The sequence below is a fragment of the Streptomyces sp. NRRL S-337 genome, from assembly GCF_000720175.1.
GTDB lineage: Bacteria > Actinomycetota > Actinomycetes > Streptomycetales > Streptomycetaceae > Streptomyces > Streptomyces siderophoricus.
Genome location: NZ_JOIX01000007.1, coordinates 23,497 through 40,767 on the forward strand (window position 1 = coordinate 23,497; position 17,271 = coordinate 40,767).

At 71.2% G+C, this 17,271-nt stretch carries 16 protein-coding genes; 8 read left to right on the forward strand and 8 right to left on the reverse strand.

The window, feature by feature from the left end; all coding sequences use genetic code 11:
- The first annotated feature begins 3 nt into the window (after window positions 1-3).
- The 5 genes from tpiA to pgi all read left to right on the forward strand — a co-directional run bounded on the left by tpiA (window position 4) and on the right by pgi (window position 4,352).
- Window positions 4-780 carry a triose-phosphate isomerase gene (gene tpiA, locus IG62_RS0108030; protein WP_030799162.1) on the forward strand — a complete coding sequence of 259 codons (777 nt, stop codon included), beginning with the start codon at window positions 4-6 and terminating at the stop codon, window positions 778-780.
- A 153-nt stretch (window positions 781-933) separates the two neighbouring features.
- The gene (gene secG / locus IG62_RS0108035; RefSeq protein ID WP_030799164.1) at window positions 934-1,170 is read left to right on the forward strand and encodes a preprotein translocase subunit SecG; all 237 of its coding nucleotides are present in this window, start codon (window positions 934-936) and stop codon (window positions 1,168-1,170) included.
- A gap of 153 nt (window positions 1,171-1,323) precedes the next feature.
- On the forward strand, window positions 1,324-1,659 hold the full coding sequence (locus tag IG62_RS0108040; RefSeq protein WP_016578660.1) for an RNA polymerase-binding protein RbpA: 336 nt from the start codon (window positions 1,324-1,326) through the stop codon (window positions 1,657-1,659).
- A gap of 605 nt (window positions 1,660-2,264) precedes the next feature.
- Complete coding sequence (locus IG62_RS48390) at window positions 2,265-2,642, forward strand: hypothetical protein (RefSeq protein WP_051797743.1); 378 nt, start codon at window positions 2,265-2,267, stop codon at window positions 2,640-2,642.
- A 57-nt stretch (window positions 2,643-2,699) separates the two neighbouring features.
- The gene (gene pgi, locus IG62_RS0108050) at window positions 2,700-4,352 is read left to right on the forward strand and encodes a glucose-6-phosphate isomerase (RefSeq protein ID WP_030799166.1); all 1,653 of its coding nucleotides are present in this window, start codon (window positions 2,700-2,702) and stop codon (window positions 4,350-4,352) included.
- Between the two features lie 195 nt (window positions 4,353-4,547).
- Here the strand turns inward: pgi and pgl are convergent, their stop codons facing one another.
- The 5 genes from pgl to tkt are packed head-to-tail and all read right to left on the reverse strand — an operon-like array spanning window position 4,548 to window position 11,199.
- The gene (pgl, locus tag IG62_RS0108055) at window positions 4,548-5,330 is read right to left on the reverse strand and encodes a 6-phosphogluconolactonase (RefSeq protein ID WP_030799169.1); all 783 of its coding nucleotides are present in this window, start codon (window positions 5,328-5,330) and stop codon (window positions 4,548-4,550) included.
- Window positions 5,327-6,409 (reverse strand): glucose-6-phosphate dehydrogenase assembly protein OpcA, encoded by a 1,083-nt coding sequence (gene opcA, locus IG62_RS0108060; RefSeq protein WP_030799170.1) that lies wholly within the window; start codon window positions 6,407-6,409, stop codon window positions 5,327-5,329. Before opcA ends, pgl begins: the two co-directional genes overlap by 4 nt.
- Complete coding sequence (gene zwf, locus IG62_RS0108065; protein WP_030799172.1) at window positions 6,406-7,938, reverse strand: glucose-6-phosphate dehydrogenase; 1,533 nt, start codon at window positions 7,936-7,938, stop codon at window positions 6,406-6,408. Before zwf ends, opcA begins: the two co-directional genes overlap by 4 nt.
- A 5-nt stretch (window positions 7,939-7,943) precedes the next feature.
- Window positions 7,944-9,062: a transaldolase gene (tal, locus tag IG62_RS0108070; protein WP_030799174.1), complete on the reverse strand. Its 1,119-nt coding sequence runs from the start codon at window positions 9,060-9,062 to the stop codon at window positions 7,944-7,946.
- Between the two features lie 34 nt (window positions 9,063-9,096).
- The gene (gene tkt / locus IG62_RS0108075; protein WP_030799177.1) at window positions 9,097-11,199 is read right to left on the reverse strand and encodes a transketolase; all 2,103 of its coding nucleotides are present in this window, start codon (window positions 11,197-11,199) and stop codon (window positions 9,097-9,099) included.
- Between the two features lie 457 nt (window positions 11,200-11,656).
- Between tkt and IG62_RS0108080 the strand changes: the two genes are divergently transcribed.
- The 3 genes from IG62_RS0108080 (at window position 11,657) to IG62_RS0108090 (ending at window position 14,206) form a co-directional block, all read left to right on the forward strand.
- The gene (locus IG62_RS0108080; protein ID WP_030799180.1) at window positions 11,657-12,607 is read left to right on the forward strand and encodes a heme o synthase; all 951 of its coding nucleotides are present in this window, start codon (window positions 11,657-11,659) and stop codon (window positions 12,605-12,607) included.
- A gap of 15 nt (window positions 12,608-12,622) precedes the next feature.
- Window positions 12,623-13,009 (forward strand): hypothetical protein, encoded by a 387-nt coding sequence (locus IG62_RS0108085; protein WP_030799182.1) that lies wholly within the window; start codon window positions 12,623-12,625, stop codon window positions 13,007-13,009.
- 132 nt (window positions 13,010-13,141) lie between these two features.
- Window positions 13,142-14,206 carry a hypothetical protein gene (locus IG62_RS0108090; RefSeq protein WP_030799183.1) on the forward strand — a complete coding sequence of 355 codons (1,065 nt, stop codon included), beginning with the start codon at window positions 13,142-13,144 and terminating at the stop codon, window positions 14,204-14,206.
- Here IG62_RS0108090 and IG62_RS0108095 read toward each other — a convergent pair.
- The 3 genes from IG62_RS0108095 to IG62_RS0108105 form a co-directional block, all read right to left on the reverse strand.
- On the reverse strand, window positions 14,179-15,192 hold the full coding sequence (locus tag IG62_RS0108095) for a COX15/CtaA family protein (RefSeq protein WP_030799186.1): 1,014 nt from the start codon (window positions 15,190-15,192) through the stop codon (window positions 14,179-14,181). The two genes, IG62_RS0108090 and IG62_RS0108095, sit on opposite strands and share 28 nt — an antisense overlap.
- Before the next feature lie 138 nt (window positions 15,193-15,330).
- On the reverse strand, window positions 15,331-16,125 hold the full coding sequence (locus tag IG62_RS0108100) for an ABC transporter permease (protein ID WP_030799189.1): 795 nt from the start codon (window positions 16,123-16,125) through the stop codon (window positions 15,331-15,333).
- Window positions 16,122-17,084 carry an ABC transporter ATP-binding protein gene (locus IG62_RS0108105; protein ID WP_030799192.1) on the reverse strand — a complete coding sequence of 321 codons (963 nt, stop codon included), beginning with the start codon at window positions 17,082-17,084 and terminating at the stop codon, window positions 16,122-16,124. Before IG62_RS0108105 ends, IG62_RS0108100 begins: the two co-directional genes overlap by 4 nt.
- Window positions 17,085-17,271 lie beyond the last annotated feature (187 nt).

Here is a 17,271-nt window from a genome sequence, read left to right on the forward strand (position 1 = left end):
ACCGTGAGTGACCGCACCCCGCTGATGGCGGGCAACTGGAAGATGAACCTCAACCACCTTGAGGCCATCGCACACGTCCAGAAGCTCGCCTTCGCCCTCGCCGACAAGGACTTCGACGCCGTAGAGGTCGCCGTCCTGCCGCCGTTCACCGATCTCCGCTCGGTGCAGACGCTGGTCGACGGCGACAAGCTCAAGATCAAGTACGGCGCGCAGGACCTCTCCGCGCACGACTCCGGCGCGTACACCGGTGAGATCTCCGGCGCGATGCTCGCCAAGCTCAAGTGCGCGTACGTGGCCGTCGGCCACAGCGAGCGCCGCCAGTACCACGGCGAGAACGAAGAGATCTGCAACGCCAAGGTCAAGGCCGCCTTCAAGCACGGCATCACCCCGATCCTCTGTGTCGGCGAGGGCCTGGACGTCCGCAAGGCCGGCAACCACGTCGCGCACACCCTCGCCCAGGTCGACGGCGGCCTCGCGGACATCCCGGCCGAACAGGCCGAGACCATCGTGATCGCCTACGAACCGGTGTGGGCCATCGGCACCGGCGAGGTCGCCACCCCCGAGGACGCCCAGGAGGTCTGCGCGGCCATCCGCGGCCGCCTGGCCGAGCTCTACAGCCAGGAGCTGGCCGACAAGGTCCGCATCCAGTACGGCGGCTCGGTCAAGTCCGGCAACGTCGCCGCGATCATGGCGCAGCCGGACGTCGACGGCGCCCTGGTCGGTGGCGCGGCACTGGACGCCGACGAATTCGTCAAGATCGTCCGCTTCCGCGACCAGTAGCAGCCGCGCAACACCAGCAGCTATGACGAGGGCGAGCCCTCGTCGTACCCTGTCGGGGCCGGGACCGGTGCAACAGCGCCGCCCCGGCCCCGCACCATATGTTCCACGTATCGTGATCCCTACGTCCGTCAGTCCTAGAGAGTTGGTCCAGCCGTGGTCATCGGATTCTCGATCGCCCTCATCGTCTTCAGCCTGCTGCTGGTGATGCTGGTGCTTATGCACAAGGGGAAGGGCGGCGGTCTGTCCGACATGTTCGGCGGCGGCATGCAGTCCTCGGTCGGTGGCTCCTCGGTCGCCGAGCGCAACCTGGACCGCATCACCATCGTGATCGGTCTGTTGTGGTTCGCCTGCATTGTCGTCCTCGGCGTCCTGATGAAGCTCGGCAGCTGACATACCGTCGGGGGCGCGGCCTATCATGAGGGCGGCGTCCCGGGACGGTAACTCCGCTCACTGGACGCGCGTTGGGCCTTACGTAGACTGTGGCGTTCCGCAGCGCAGCTGATGTGAAGGCTTTGCAGCACCATTACGCAGGGAGTAACGACCGTGGCAAGTGGCAACGCGATCCGAGGAAGTCGGGTCGGGGCGGGGCCGATGGGGGAGGCCGAGCGCGGCGAGTCCGCGCCGCGCATCCGCATCTCCTTCTGGTGCTCCAACGGGCACGAGACGCAGCCCAGCTTCGCCGGCGATGCGCAGGTTCCGGACACCTGGGACTGCCCGCGCTGTGGTTTCCCGGCAGGCAAGGACCGGGACAGCCCGCCGGACCCGCCGCGCACCGAGCCCTACAAGACCCACCTCGCCTACGTCCGTGAGCGCCGCAGCGACGCCGACGGCGAGGCGATCCTCGCGGAGGCGCTCGCCAAGCTCCGCGGCGAGATCTGACGGAACGGACACACGGCCGACCCGGCCGGAGGGAACCCCTCCGGCCGGGTCGGCCGCGTTTGTTGTCGGGAGCCGCCGCCCCTCGGCGCTCCGCCGCAGCGGTCTTCCGCCGCATCTGAGGCAGCGGGTGGGGAAACTGCCCGAGGCTCGTTGTCAGTGGTCGCCCGTACCGTAGGGACATGCGCACGGTGTGTGAGTGCGAGCATGGACCAGCGCCGGGCCATGTGGACGGTCGACGTGGCCCGCGGCCTGCTGATGGCCGGCTTCGCCCTGGCCGTGGCGACCGGCCGGGCGGGCATCGGACTGCTGCTCGCGCTGGCCTTCGCGCTCACCACCCTCCACACGCTGTTCGACAACGCCGCCACGGCCCTGCTGCCCGCGCTCGTCCCCCAGGAGTCACTGACCACCGCCAACGCCCGCCTGCTGACCGGCCAGGAGGTCGCCCACCGGTTCCTCGGCGGGCCCCTCGCCCCGGCGCTCCTCGCGCTCGGCGCCGCGCTCCCCTTCCTGGCCGACGCCATGACGTACCTCCTCGCGGCCGGTCTCGTCGCCTCCCTGCGCACCCCGCCACCGGCAGCCCGTTCCGCGCCGCGCTCCTCACCGGAGTGCTGCAGACCCTGCTCCTCGTGGGATTCGGGACGGTGTCCGCGACCGGTGTCGCGGCGGCGCTCCTCGGCCTGTTCGGCTTCGCCGGCACGGTGGCCACCGTCCTTGAGGCCACCGTCGTCCAACAGCGCGCCCCGGCCGCCCTGCTCGGCCGCATCAGCGCCGCGTTCCGGACGATGTCCCTCGGCACCGCACCGCTCGGCGGACTGCTCGGCGGCGCAGCCGCCACGGCGTACGGCCCCCACAGCCCCGCCCTCCTCGCCGCCGGCCTGCTGGGCCTCGCCACCCTGGCACTCCTCCCCGCCCGTCCACCGGTTCGTCAGATGCCGGACAGCGCACCGACCGACAGCGGACAGATACCTCATACCGCGCCCTGATCAATTAGGTTGGGAGATGGCGGGGCCGGTACGAGATGAAGAAGGCTGATGTCCGAGATGAACCCACAAGGCCGCAGCAGGCTCGACCAGATGCCTGAGTGGACCGCGCTGAGCAAGCACCGCGAACAGCTGGGGGAGGTGCACCTCCGCGAACTGTTCGAGCGCGACCCCGCGCGCGCCGAGCGCTACACCCTCCAGGTCGGCGACCTGTACCTGGACTACTCCAAGCACCTGGTCACCGACGAGACCCTGCGGCTGCTCGGCGACCTGGCCGCGGCGACCGGCGTGGCCGAACTGCGCGACGCGATGCTCCGCGGCGACAAGATCAACGTCACCGAGCAGCGGTCCGTGCTCCACACCGCGCTGCGCGCACCCGGCTCCGCGGTCATCAAGAGCGACGGCACCGACGTCGTCCCCGCCGTCCAGCACGTCCTGACCAAGATGGGCACCTTCTCCGACCGGGTCCGCTCCGGCGACTGGAAGGGCCACACCGGCAAGCGCATCAAGACCGTCGTCAACATCGGCATCGGCGGCTCGGACCTCGGCCCCGCCATGGCCTACGAGGCGCTGCGCGCCTACACCCACCGGGACATGCAGTTCCGCTTCGTCTCCAACGTGGACGGCGCGGACCTGCACGAAGCCGTCCGCGACCTCGACCCGGCCGAGACGCTCTTCATCATCGCCTCGAAGACCTTCACCACCATCGAGACGATCACCAACGCCACCTCGGCCCGCAACTGGCTGCTGACCGGCCTCCGGGCCGACGAGTCAGCCGTCGCCAAGCACTTCGTCGCCCTCTCCACCAACACCGAGAAGGTGACCGAGTTCGGCATCAACCCGGACAACATGTTCGAGTTCTGGGACTGGGTCGGCGGCCGCTACTCCTACGACTCCGCGATCGGTCTCTCGCTGATGATCGCCATCGGCAAGGAACACTTCCGCGAGATGCTGGCCGGCTTCCACCTCGTCGACGAGCACTTCCGCTGCGCCCCGCCGCAGGAGAACGCCGCGTTCCTGCTGGGCCTCCTCGGCATCTGGTACGGCAACTTCTGGGACGCCCAGTCGCACGCGGTACTGCCCTACAGCCACTACCTCTCCAAGTTCACCGCCTACCTCCAGCAGCTGGACATGGAGTCCAACGGCAAGTCGGTGGACCGCGAGGGCCACCGGGTCAACTGGCAGACCGGCCCGGTCGTCTGGGGCACGCCCGGCACGAACGGCCAGCACGCCTACTACCAGCTGCTCCACCAGGGCACGAAGATGATCCCGGCCGACCTCATCGGCTTCGCCGAACCGGTCGCCGACCTGCAGCCCGGCCTGGTCGCCCAGCACGACCTGCTGATGGCCAACCTCTTCGCCCAGGGCCAGGCACTGGCCTTCGGCAAGACGCCCGACGAGGTGCGCGCCGAGGGCGTGGCCGAGGAACTGGTCACGCACAAGACCTTCCAGGGCAACCGCCCCACCACCACGATCCTCGCCAAGGAGCTCAGCCCGTCCGTACTCGGCCAGTTGATCGCCCTGTACGAGCACAAGGTCTTCGTCCAGGGCGCGGTCTGGAACATCGACTCCTTCGACCAGTGGGGCGTCGAACTCGGCAAGGTCCTCGCCAAGCGCGTCGAACCAGCCCTCACCGAGGGCGCCGACGTACCGGGCCTCGACCCCTCGACCACCGCCCTGGTCGCCAAGTACCGCGCCCTCCGCGGCCGCTGACCCCCCAACACCCCACCACCCCCACCGAAGCCTGACCGAGGGGCCGCGACACCACACCGTCGCGGCCCCTCGCGGCTGAACACGCCGGTGCCATCCGCAGACACGCCACGGGCCCCGCCCTCAAGGAGGACGGGGCCCGCAGGGCACAAAGGACGGCCGGCCGCTGAAGTCGCCGACTCGGGCCGAGCCGCCGGCTCAGGCCGACGCCGGTGGGTAGAGGCTGCGCGGCAGTTGGGCCGCGGCGGGCTCGTCGAGGAGCCAGAGCGTGCGGCTGCGGCCGCGTGCGCCGGCCGCCGGGGCCTGGACCTCGCCCGCGCCGGAGAGCGCGATGGCCGCCGCGTTCGCCTTGTCCTCGCCGGCCGCCAGCAGCCAGACCTGCCGTGCCGCGCGGATCGCGGGCAGGGTCAGGGAGATCCGGGTGGGCGGCGGCTTGGGCGCGCCGTGCACCCCGACCACCGTGCGCTCGGTCTCCCGTACGCCGGGGAGCTCGGGGAAGAGCGACGCGACGTGGGTGTCCGGGCCGACGCCGAGCAGCAGGACGTCGAAGGACGGGACCGGGCCGTGGTCCTCCGGGCCTGCCGCAGCGGCGAGTTCGGCGGCGTACGCCTCGGCGGCGGCGTCGGCGTCGTTGCCGTACGGGCCGTCCGCGGCGGGCATCGGGTGCACCCGGGCCGGGTCGAGCGGGACGCTGTCGAGCAGCGCCGCGCGGGCCTGGGTGTCGTTGCGCTCCGGGTCGCCCGCGGGCAGGAAGCGCTCGTCGCCCCACCACAGGTCGAGCCGGGACCAGTCCACGGCGTCCCGGGCGGGCGCCTCGGCGAGGGCTGCGAGCAGCCCGTTGCCGTTGCGCCCGCCGGTCAGCACGATGGCGGCGGAGCCGCGGGCGGCCTGGGCGTCCACGATCTTCGTGATCAGCCGGGCCGCCGCGGCCTTCGCCATCAGCTCCTTGTCGCGGTGGACGACGACTTCGGGAGCACTCACTTGGTGGCCGCCTTCTTGGCGGGCGCCTTCTTCCCCGAGGACGCGGACCTGGCCGGGTTGCCGTGGGCGGACGCCGCCGGTTCGCCCTCGGCCGTCGTGCCCTTGGTGTCCGCCGGGCCCGCGTTGCCGCCGCCGGACGGCTGGTCGCCGCTGCCGTCGCCGAGGCGTTCCACGCCGAACTTCAGGGCGGCGGCGTAGATGTCGTCCGGGTCGAGCCGGCGGAGCTCCTCGGCGAGCAGTTCCGCGGTCTCCCGGCGCTTGAGCGCCACCGAGCGGTCCGGCTGGCCGGGCATGGAGAGCGTGGCCAGCGAGGCCTCGGGGCGGTCGAGCACGATGGGGCCGCCGCTGGACTGCATGCGTACCGCCGTCAGGCCGGGGCCGCCCGAGACCTTGCGGGAGACCGGGACGTTCAGCCGGCTGGCGAGCCACATGGCGAGCAGCTCGCAGCTGGGGTTGAACTCCTCGCCCTCGACCTCGGCGGAGGTGACCGTGCACGGGCCCTGGTCGAGCGCCGCCGCCAGCATGGAGCGCCAGGGCGTGATCCGGGTCCAGGACAGGTCGGTGTCGCCCGGCGTGTACGTTTCCGCGCGCGCGGAGAGCTCCTGCACCGGGCGCTCACTGGCGTAGGCGTCGGTCACCCGGCGCTGGGCGAGCGCGCCCAGCGGGTCCTTGGCCGGGTCCAGCGGGGCGTTGACCGCCCACCAGACCACCACCGGGGCGTCCGGCAGCAGCAGCGGCAGTACCACGGACTGGGCGTGGTCGATCGCCTCGCCGTAGAGCCGCAGGACGACCGTCTCGCCGGTGCCGGCCTCGGTGCCGACCCGCACCTCTGCGTCCAGGCGGGCCTTGGCGCGGTCGCGGGGCGACCGGCTGACCCGCTTGATGACGACGAGGGTGCGCGAGGGGTGCTCGCGGGACGCCTCGTTGGCGGCCTTGAGTGCGTCGTAGGCGTTCTCCTCGTCGGTGACGATGACGAGCGTGAGCACCATGCCGATGGCCGGGGTGCCGACGGCGCGACGGCCCTCCACCAGCGCCTTGTTGATCTTGCTGGCCGTGGTTTCCGTCAGATCGATCTTCATGGCCGACGCCAGCTCCGTCCGTCTCGTGCGAGCATTTCGTCCGCCTCGGCCGGGCCCCAGGTGCCCGCCGGGTACTGCGCGGGCTTGCCGTGCCGGTCCCAGTACTCCTCGATCGGGTCGAGGATGCGCCAGGACTGCTCGACCTCCTCCAGTCGCGGGAAGAGGTTGGCGTCGCCCAGGAGGACGTCGAGGATCAGGCGCTCGTACGCCTCGGGGCTGGACTCGGTGAAGGACTCGCCGTAGGCGAAGTCCATCGAGACGTCCCGGACCTCCATCGACGTGCCGGGCACCTTGGAGCCGAACCGCACGGTCACGCCCTCGTCCGGCTGGACGCGGATGACCAGGGCGTTCTGTCCCAGTTCCTCGGTGGAGGTCTGGTCGAAGGGGGAGTGCGGGGCGCGCTGGAAGACGACCGCGATCTCGGTGACCCGTCGGCCCAGCCGCTTGCCGGTGCGCAGGTAGAAGGGGACGCCCGCCCAGCGGCGGTTGTCGATCGACAGCTTTATCGCCGCGTAGGTGTCGGTCTTCGACTTCGGGTCGATGCCGTCTTCCTGGAGGTAGCCGACGGCCTTCTCGCCGCCCTGCCAGCCGGCCGCGTACTGCGCGCGCACCGTCTCCTTGCCCAGGTCCTTCGGCAGCCGGACCGCGCCGAGCACCTTGGTCTTCTCCGCGACCAGGGCGTCGGCCTCGAAGGAGGCGGGCTCCTCCATGGCGGTCAGTGCGAGCAGCTGGAGGAGGTGGTTCTGGATGACGTCACGGGCCGCGCCGATGCCGTCGTAGTAGCCGGCCCGGCCGCCGATGCCGATGTCCTCGGCCATTGTGATCTGGACGTGGTCGACGTAGCTGCGGTTCCACAGCGGCTCGAACATCGTGTTGGCGAAGCGCAGCGCCAGGATGTTCTGGACGGTCTCCTTGCCCAGGTAGTGGTCGATCCGGAAGACCTCGTTGGGCGGGAAGACCTCGTGGACGATCCGGTTGAGCTCCTGGGCGCTTTCGAGGTTGTGCCCGAACGGCTTCTCGATGACCGCGCGGCGCCAGGAGTCCTCCTTCTGGTCGGCCAGTCCGTGCTTCTTGAGCTGCTGGACGACCTTGGGGAAGAACTTCGGCGGCACGGACAGGTAGAAGGCGAAGTTGCCGCCGGTGCCCTGGGCCTTGTCGAGCTCGTTGATGGTGTCCTTGAGGGTCTCGAACGCCTCGTCGTCGTCGAAGTTGCCCTGGACGAAGCGGCAGCCCTGCACCAGCTGCTGCCAGACCTCCTCGCGGAACGGCGTACGGGCGTGTTCCTTGACCGCCTGGTACACCTCCTGCGCGAAGTCCTCGTTCTCCCATTCCCTGCGCGCGAATCCCACGAGGGAGAAGCCGGGCGGAAGCAGGCCGCGGTTCGCCAGGTCATAGACGGCGGGCATCAGCTTTTTCCGGGACAAATCGCCCGTGACGCCGAAGATGACCAGGCCCGACGGCCCCGCGATGCGCGGGAGCCGTCGGTCCGCGGCGTCACGAAGCGGGTTCGCTCCATGAACAGCGGTCAAGGGGATCAGCCCTCCGAAGGAGCGAGGCGCTTGAGCTCCGCCTCGGTCGACTTGAGCAGGTCGTTCCAGGCGGCCTCGAACTTCTCCACGCCCTCGTCCTCCAGGAGCTGGACGACATCGTCGTACGAGATGCCGAGCGCGCCGATCGCGTCGAGGTCGGCCTGCGCCGCCTCGTAGGTGCCGGCGATGGTGTTGCCGGTGATCTCGCCGCGCGCCGCGGTGGCCTCCAGGGTGGCCTCCGGCATGGTGTTGACCGTGCCCGGGGCGACCAGCTCGTCCACGTACAGCGTGTCCTTGTAGGCCGGGTCCTTGACGCCGGTCGAGGCCCACAGCGGACGCTGCTTGTTGGCGCCGGCCTTGTCCAGGGCGGCCCAGCGGTCGGAGGAGAAGACCTCCTCGTACGCCTGGTAGGCCAGCCGGGCGTTGGCCAGCGCGGCCTTGCCCTTGAGGGCCTTGGCCTCGTCGGTGCCGTTCTTGTCCAGGCGCTTGTCGATCTCGGTGTCCACGCGGGACACGAAGAACGAGGCCACCGAACGGATCAGGGACAGGTCCAGGCCCGCGGCCTTGGCCTTCTCCAGGCCCGCGAGGTAGGCGTCCATGACCTCGCGGTAGCGCTCCAGCGAGAAGATCAGCGTGACGTTGACGCTGATGCCCAGGCCGATGACCTCGGTGATCGCCGGCAGGCCCGCCTTGGTGGCCGGGATCTTGATCAGCGTGTTCGGGCGGTCCACCAGCCACGCCAGCTGCTTGGCCTCGGCGATGGTCGCCGCGGTGTTGTGGGCCAGGCGCGGGTCCACCTCGATGGAGACCCGGCCGTCCTGCCCGCCGGTGGCGTCGAAGACCGGCCGCAGGACGTCGGCGGCGTCCCGGACGTCCGCCGTCGTGATCATGCGGATGGCTTCCTCGACGGTGACCTTACGAGCGGCGAGGTCGGCGACCTGCTGCTGGTAGCCGTCGCCCGAGGAGATCGCCTTCTGGAAGATCGACGGGTTGGTCGTGACGCCGACGACGTGCTGCTGGTCGATCAGCTCGGCGAGGTTGCCGGACGTGATGCGCTTGCGCGACAGGTCGTCCAGCCAGATCGCGACGCCTTCGTCGGAGAGGCGCTTGAGTGCGTCTGTCATGGGTTCTGCATCTCCTACTCGTCGTGTACGTGCGTCAGCGCGCGGCGGCTTCGAGCGATTCCCGGGCGGCGGCGGCGACCGCGTCGGCGGTGAAGCCGAACTCGCGGAAGAGGACCTTGCCGTCCGCCGAGGCGCCGAAGTGCTCCAGCGACACGATGCGTCCGGCGTCGCCCACGAAGCGGTGCCAGGTCAGGCCGATGCCCGCCTCGACGGCGACCCGCGCCTTGACCGACGGCGGCAGCACGCTGTCGCGGTACTCCTGGTCCTGCTGCTCGAACCATTCGACGCACGGCATCGACACCACACGGGTCGGGACGCCCGCGGCCTGGAGCTGCTCGCGCGCCTCGACGGCGAGCTGCACCTCGGAGCCGGTGCCGATCAGCACGACCTGCGGTTCGGCGGCCTCTCCCTGCGGGCCCGTTGCGTCGAAGAGGACGTAACCGCCCTTGGCGGTGTCCTCGTTGGCCGGGTACGTCGGGACGCCCTGGCGGGTCAGCGCGAGGCCGTGCGGAGCGCCCACGCCGAACTTCTTGGTGTAGCGCCGGAGGATCTCGCGCCACGCGAGGGCGGTCTCGTTGGCGTCGGCCGGGCGCACGATGTTCAGGCCCGGGATGGCGCGCAGCGAGGCCAGGTGCTCGACCGGCTGGTGGGTCGGGCCGTCCTCGCCCAGACCGATGGAGTCGTGCGTCCACACGTACGTCACCGGCAGGTGCATCAGGGCCGACAGCCGGACGGCGTTGCGCATGTAGTCGGAGAACACCAGGAAGGTGCCGCCGTAGATGCGGGTGTTGCCGTGCAGCGCGATGCCGTTCATCTCCGCGGCCATGGAGTGCTCGCGGATGCCGAAGTGGATCGTGCGGCCGTACGGGTCGGCCTCCGGCAGCGGGTTGCCCTCGGGCAGGAACGACGACGTCTTGTCGATCGTGGTGTTGTTGGAGCCCGCGAGGTCCGCGGAGCCGCCCCACAGCTCGGGGATGACCGCGCCCAGCGCGTGCAGCACCTTGCCGGACGCGGCGCGGGTGGCGACCGGCTTGCCGGTCTCGAAGACGGGGAGGTGGTCCTCCCAGCCCTCGGGCAGCTCGGTGGCGGCGATCCGGTCGAACTCCGCGGCGCGCTCCGGGTTGGCGGTGCGCCAGGCGGCGAAGGACTTCTCCCACTCCTTCTTGGCGTCCCGGCCGCGGTCGAGGGCGCCGCGGGTGTGCGCGAGCACCTCGTCGGTGACCTCGAAGTGCTTCTCCGGGTCGAAGCCCAGCACGCGCTTGGTGGCCGCGACCTCCTCCTCGCCCAGCGCCGAGCCGTGCGCGGCCTCGGTGTTCTGGGCGTGGGGGGCCGGCCAGGCGATGATCGAGCGCATCGCGATGAACGACGGCTTGTCGGTCACGGCCTTCGCGGCCTCGATGGCGCGGAACAGCGCCTCGGGGTCGAGGTCGCCGTTCTCCTTGGGCTCCACGCGCTGTACGTGCCAGCCGTAGGCCTCGTACCGCTTCACGGTGTCTTCGGAGATGGCGGTCTCGGTGTCGCCCTCGATCGAGATGTGGTTGTCGTCCCACAGCATGATGAGGTTGCCGAGCTTCTGGTGGCCGGCCAGCGAGGACGCCTCGGCGGAGATGCCCTCCTGGAGGCAGCCGTCGCCGGCGATCGCGTAGATGTAGTGGTCGAACGGCGAGGAGCCCCGGGCCGCGTCCGGGTCGAACAGACCGCGCTCGTAGCGGGCCGCCATGGCCATACCGACCGCGTTGGCGACGCCCTGGCCCAGCGGGCCGGTGGTGGTCTCCACGCCGGTGGTGTGGCCGTACTCCGGGTGGCCGGGGGTCTTCGAGCCCCAGGTGCGGAAGGCCTTGAGGTCGTCCAGCTCAAGGCCGTAGCCGGCCAGGAAGAGCTGGATGTAGAGCGTCAGGCTGGAGTGGCCCGCGGAGAGGACGAACCGGTCACGGCCGGTCCAGTCGGCGTCCGCAGGGTCGTGCCGCATGAGCTTCTGGAACAGCACATAGGCGGCGGGCGCCAGGCTCATGGCCGTACCCGGATGGCCGTTACCGACCTTCTGCACGGAGTCCATGGCCAGGACCCGGACGGTGTCCACCGCCCGCTGGTCCAGTTCGGTCCACTCGAATTCTGTGGTGGTCGGCTTGGTGCTCACCCTGAGTCAGGGCTCCTCTCCACATGTCGAATGCCACGGACGGGTATGTCCGCCAGGCGGTGTCGAGCCTACCCCCGCAAGTGCGGGCGTCTTTTCGACGCTCATTCGGTGTTTTCGGTGCTCAGTCGCTGCGTGGCCGTCACGGGGTTCGTCGCGTCGGGCAACCGGATCGCCGGGCCGGACATTCCCGCCCGACGGCCACGGCCATACGACCAGACTGCCGGGCGGCGGTGCGGCCCGCCTCCTGAACGGCGGGCGAACGCCAGGGGAAAGCTGCCGCCGCCACCCCGCCGCGCGGGCCCCAACACGACCCCACCCCCGCGAAGATCGCCGTATGGCCAACGTCTAAAGTGGCGTGGTACGCGCAAGCTTTTACCCGGTTCACGGGGTCGTAAGGGCTTGCGAGCCTTATTTCCATCCGCGGCGGGAGCCGCTGATGTTACTTCCAGGGGTGTGCGTGACGGCCGTCGAATCCCGTCCTGCGGGGGTGCTCTCCGAGAGCCCGGGGGGTCCGGGGCACCGTCCGTTCGGGGCCCGTGTGAAGGCTTTCGTGGCGCTGACGAAGCCGCGTGTCATCGAGCTCCTGCTGATGACGACGATTCCGGTGATGTTCCTGGCCGCGGGCGGCGTCCCCGACCTGTGGCTGGTGCTCGCGACCTGCGTCGGCGGCTACCTCTCCGCCGGCGGTGCGGCCGCCTACAACATGTACATCGACCGGGACATCGACGCCCTGATGGACCGCACCTCCCAGCGGCCCCTGGTCACCGGCATGGTCTCGCCGCGCGAGTGCCTGGTCTTCGCGACCGCCCTCGCGGTCGGTTCCACCGCGTGGTTCTGGGTCTTCGTCAACCCGCTGTCGGCGATGCTGTCGCTCGGGGCGCTGCTTTTCTACGTGGTCGTCTACACGATGATCCTCAAGCGCCGCACCTCGCAGAACATCGTCTGGGGCGGCATCGCGGGCTGCATGCCGGTCTTCATCGGCTGGTCCGCGGTGACGAATTCGGTCTCCTGGGCGGCGCTGGTCCTCTTCCTCGTCATCTTCTTCTGGACGCCGCCGCACTACTGGCCGCTGTCGATGAAGGCCAAGGACGACTACGAGCGGGTCGGCGTGCCGATGCTGCCGGTGATCGCCGGCAACAAGGCCGTGGCCCGGCAGATCGTGGCCTACAGCTGGGTGATGGTCCTGGTCTCGCTGCTGCTGCAGCCGCTGGGCTACACCGGCTGGTTCTACACCGCGGTCGCGCTCGCCTGCGGCGCCTTGTGGCTGAAGGAGGCGCACGGCCTGCAGTCCCGCGCCAAGGCCGGGATCACCGGGCCGAAGCTCAAGGAGATGCGGCTGTTCCACTGGTCCATCACCTATGTGTCCCTGCTGTTCGTCGCCGTCGCCGTGGATCCCTTCCTTAGGTGATTACTCGTGGGTAGCATGCTGTCCATGGCAGACACCCAGCAGGCGGACGAGCAGACGGCGGTCGGCGCGGCGGCCGCCACCAAGGACGAGAAGCGGGCCGGCAAGCGCGCGGCCCGACTCGCCCGGCAGATCCGCGCCTTCGCCGACTCCCACGGCGGCAGCGCCGAGGGCCAGCTCGCGCACATCGCCCGCGGCAGCGTCCGGATCGCCCTCGTCGGGGCCAACGGCGAGTGGGGCAACCTCGTCGCCCGTACGTACGACGAGGCCAAGGACGCCGCGACGCAGGCCGGCCTCACCCTCCACGACGACTTCGACGGCGACCTCGCCGCCAAGGTCCGCACCGGCCGCTACGAGTGGTCGCGGATGGCGGGCCTCCAGCTGGGCGGCCCGGCCAACGCCTGAGGACGACGGTGCGGCGGCGCGCCGGGGCGCGCGCCGGAAGCGGAGCCCGCTACCTCACCACCCCCTCCTCCGTTAAGTCCACCGGGCGCGGCGTTCCGGCCACGCCCGGCGGGCTCTCGGGAGGAGGAGCGGATGGACGGCCTTCCCTTCCTGGCAGATCAGCCACCGCTCATCGATCAGTACAGCCACGGCGCCGTGCACGGCGAACTCGGCCTCGGCTCCTTCGAGACCCATCTGGCCGCCGCGGTCGGCGCCCACGGCCCGGCCCCCGCCGGCACCAGCTACTTCGACAGCCTCACCGGACTCGCGATACGCCGCTGGTGCCCCCCGCTGCTCGGCCTGGAGCCGCACTGTCCGCCGGCCCGCTATCTGGCCCGCAGGCGTGAGGTGGGCGCCTACACGGCCGGCCGGATGCTGCTCCGCGGCTCCGGCATCGGCACCTTCCTGCTGGAGGCCGGCGCTCCCAGCGAACTGACCTCGGCCGCCGAGATCGCCACCGCCGCCGAGGCCCGCGCCCACGAGGTGGTACGGCTCGAACCGCTCGCCGAGCAGGTCGCCGACACCTCCGGCAGCGTCGAATCCTTCATCGGCTACACCGCCGAGGCCCTCTACGCGGCGGCCCAGCACGCCACCGCCTTCGCCTCCGGCGCCACCTACTGCGACGGACACGCCCCCGAGGCCGGCGAGGTACGGCGCGCCGCGGACCGCTGGCTGCGCACCCGCCGCCCCGGCGACCGGCTGACCGAGCCGGCCCTCGTCCGGCACCTGCTGTGGAGCGCGGTCGCCACCGGCCTGCCCGTACAGCTGCACTGCCCCGATCCGCGGCCGCTGGCCGGGTTCCTGCGGGCCACCGCCGGGCTCGGCGCGGATCTGGTCCTGCTGCCCGCGGCCCCGCACCACCGCCGGGCCGCCCAGCTCGCCGCGGCGCACGCCCATGTGTACGCCGACACCGGGCCCTGCCCCGCGGAGACCCTGCCGCACGCGCCGTTCGGCAAGCTGCTGTTCTCCTCCGGCGCCCGTGGGCTGCCCGAGCTCTATGTGACCGGCGCCCGGTCCTTCCTGCGCGCCATGGACCGCCTCGTACGGGAGTGGACCACCGAGGGGCTGTGCGGGGCGGAGGACGGGCGGCGGATCACCGGGATGATCGCGTCCGGGACGGCCCGCCGGGTCTACCGGCTCGGTGCGGAGACCACCTGAGGCTCCGCGGGCTCGTCGTCCGCGGCGGCGGCCGGCGCGTCGCCGTCCTCGAACTCGTCCTCCTGGAGCGGTCCGCGGTCGCGCAGCGACAGCGCCACCCGCAGCACGGCGATCCAGACCAGCGTCGACCCCAGCATGTGCAGCCCGATGACGATCTCGGGTAGCCCCAGGAAGTACTGGACGTAGCCGATGACGCCCTGCAGCGCGATGCAGGCGAACAGCTCCAGCACGGTGCGGCGGGCGGCGGCCGGCGCCTTGACGGCGCGCAGCGCGAACCACAGGGCCACGCTCAGGCCGACCACGACGTAGACGAAGTCGACGTGGAGCTGGGTGATCTCCTGCCAGTTCAGCGGGATGCGGTGGACCTTGTGCGCGTCGCCGGCGTGCGGGCCGGCGCCGGTGACGACCGTGCCGATGACGGTCAGCGCGCCGGTCACCGCCACCAGCAGCCAGGCCAGCTGCCGGACCGGACGGGCGGTCACGTCGCGCGGCTCGTCGTCGCCCTCACCGGCCCGCTTCCAGCTCAGCACGGCGACCGTGAGCAGGGCCGTGGACAGCAGGAAGTGCGCGGCGACGAGGTACGGGTTCAGGCCGGTCAGGACGACGATGCCGCCCCAGACCGCATTGCCCATCACGATCCAGAACTGGGCCCAGCCGAGGCGGGTGAGCGAGCGGCGCCGGGGGTGCCGGGCGCGGGCGGCGATGATGAACAGTCCGACGAACGCGCACAGCACGTACGTCAGCATGCGGTTGCCGAACTCGATGAGGCCGTTGATGCCCATCGCGTGGGTCGGCGTGAGGCTCTCCGGCGTGCACTTCGGCCAGGTCGAGCAGCCCAGTCCGGACTGCGTGAGCCGGACCGCGCCGCCGGTCACGACGATGATCACGGCCATCACGACGGTCGCCAGCGCGGCCCGCCGCACGAAGGCCGCGGACGGCTGCCAGCGGCGGGCGATCAGCTCAAGGGGATTCAGCGAATTCGGCACGGGAGCCATGGTATGCGGCGGCTTGTGCAAGTTTTCACGAGGGGGTCCCGGGGGCGGGAGCCCGGAGCCAGGAGCCCGGGGCCCGGGCTCCCGAGCTCGACCGGACCACCCCGATCGGCCCAACCCGTGACCCCGTGACTACTCCCAGCGGAAGAACTTCGCCGCCGCGCCCAGCCCCAGCACGGCCCACCCGGCGAGGATGCCCAGGTCGGACCACGGCACCGCCGCGCCGTGCCGGAGCACCTCGCGCAGCCCGTCCGAGAGGGCCGAGATCGGCAGCAGGTGCAGCACCGCCTGGGCGGCCTCCGGGAACTTGGAGAGCGGGACGATCACCCCGCCGCCGACCAGGAGCAGCAGGAAGACGAGGTTGGCCGCGGCCAGCGTCGCCTCGGCCTTCAGGGTCCCGGCCATCAGCAGCCCCAGCCCCGAGAACGCGGCGGTGCCCAGCAGGAGGAGCAGCAGCACGGCGAGCGGGTTGCCGTGCGGGGACCAGCCCAGCGCGAGAGCCACCGCCGTCAGCAGCACGATCTGCAGGACCTCGGTGACCAGCACCGCACAGGTCTTCGCGGTCATCAGCCCCCAGCGTGGCAGGGGCGAGACGGCGAGCCGCTTGAGGACGCCGTAGCGGCGCTCGAATCCGGTGGCGATGGCCTGGCCGGTGAACGCGGTGGACATCACGGCCAGCGCGAGGATGCCCGGCGCCAGGAAGTCCACCGCCCGGCCCGCTCCGGTGTCGACGATGTCGACGGCGGAGAAGAGCACCAGCAGCAGCGTCGGGATGATCACGGTGAGCAGCAGTTGCTCGCCGTTGCGCAGCAGCATCCGGGTCTCCAGGGCCGCCTGGGCCCGGATCATCCGGGGCAGCGGCGCGGCACCGGGCCGCGGGGCGAACGCGCCCGTTCCGGTGGCGGTACCGGCCTCGGTGGCGGTCATGCGCGCAGCTCCTTACCGGTCAGCTCCAGAAAGACGTCCTCCAGGGTGTGCCGCTCGACGGCTATCGCGTCCGGCATCACGCCGTTCTGCGCGCACCACGAGGCGACCGTGGCCAGCAGCTGCGGGTCGATCTTGCCGTGGACGCGGTAGATGCCGGAGGCGGGCTCCGAGGCGGAGCTGTCCGCGGGCAGCGCCTTGAGGAGGGAGGCGAGGTCGAGGCCGGGCCGGCCGGTGAAGCGCAGGCTGTTCTCGGCGCCGCCGCGGCACAGCTCGTCGGGGCTGCCCTGGGCGATCACCCGGCCGCCGTCGATGATCGCGACGTCGTCGGCGAGCTGTTCGGCCTCGTCCATGAAGTGGGTGGTGAGCACGCAGCTCACACCGTCGGCGCGGAGTTCCCGTACGAGGTCCCAGGTGGCGCGGCGGGCCTGCGGGTCGAGGCCGGCCGTCGGCTCGTCGAGGAAGACCAGCTCCGGGCGGCCGACCACGGCCATGGCCAGCGCCAGCCGCTGCTGCTGGCCGCCGGAGAGCCGCCGGTAGGGCGTCCGGCCGCACGGGCCCAGACCGAGCCTCTCGATGAGCATGCCGACGTCGAGCGGGTGGGCGTGCAGGGTGGCGGTGTGCCGCAGCATCTCCTCGGCGTGGGCGCCCGCGTAGACGCCGCCGGACTGCAGCATCACGCCGATCCGGGGGCGCAGCGCGGCCGCGTCGGCGACCGGGTCCAGGCCCAGCACGCGGACCGTGCCGTCGTCCGGACGGCGGTAACCCTCGCAGGTCTCGACGGTGGTGGTCTTGCCGGCGCCGTTGGGCCCGAGCACGGCGGTCACCGTGCCGTGGGCGACGGTCAGGTCGAGCCCGTCCACCGCGGTCTTCGTCCCGTACCGCTTGACCAGGCCGGTGACCTCTACGGCCGGCGCCCGTCCGGGGGTCCGGGGAGTGCTCCCCGGGGAGGTGCTGCGCATGCCGCGCAGTCTACGAAGAACGGCCGCACCGCCGTCAGTGGGGGCCGGCCCCGCATCGTGGTGCGTCCTCGCAGGTCGGCGACCGGATCGCGGGCCAAGGGGCGGGGTTGAAATGAGGTGAACCTAAGTGATAGAGGCCACCATCCCGCCATCCGGACCGCGCTTGAATCGCTTTGACGAATTACGC

What these genes read in the sequence shown, in the direction of transcription:
- pgi (WP_030799166.1), top strand. Translation starts at nt 2,700, where the DNA reads ATGAACCCACAAGGCCGCAGCAGGCTCGACCAGATGCCTGAGTGGACC.
- opcA (WP_030799170.1), bottom strand. Translation starts at nt 6,409, where the DNA reads ATGAAGATCGATCTGACGGAAACCACGGCCAGCAAGATCAACAAGGCG.
- tal (WP_030799174.1), bottom strand. Translation starts at nt 9,062, where the DNA reads ATGACAGACGCACTCAAGCGCCTCTCCGACGAAGGCGTCGCGATCTGG.
- IG62_RS0108085 (WP_030799182.1), top strand. Translation starts at nt 12,623, where the DNA reads ATGCTGTCCATGGCAGACACCCAGCAGGCGGACGAGCAGACGGCGGTC.
- IG62_RS0108090 (WP_030799183.1), top strand. Translation starts at nt 13,142, where the DNA reads ATGGACGGCCTTCCCTTCCTGGCAGATCAGCCACCGCTCATCGATCAG.
- IG62_RS0108100 (WP_030799189.1), bottom strand. Translation starts at nt 16,125, where the DNA reads ATGACCGCCACCGAGGCCGGTACCGCCACCGGAACGGGCGCGTTCGCC.
- IG62_RS0108105 (WP_030799192.1), bottom strand. Translation starts at nt 17,084, where the DNA reads ATGCGCAGCACCTCCCCGGGGAGCACTCCCCGGACCCCCGGACGGGCG.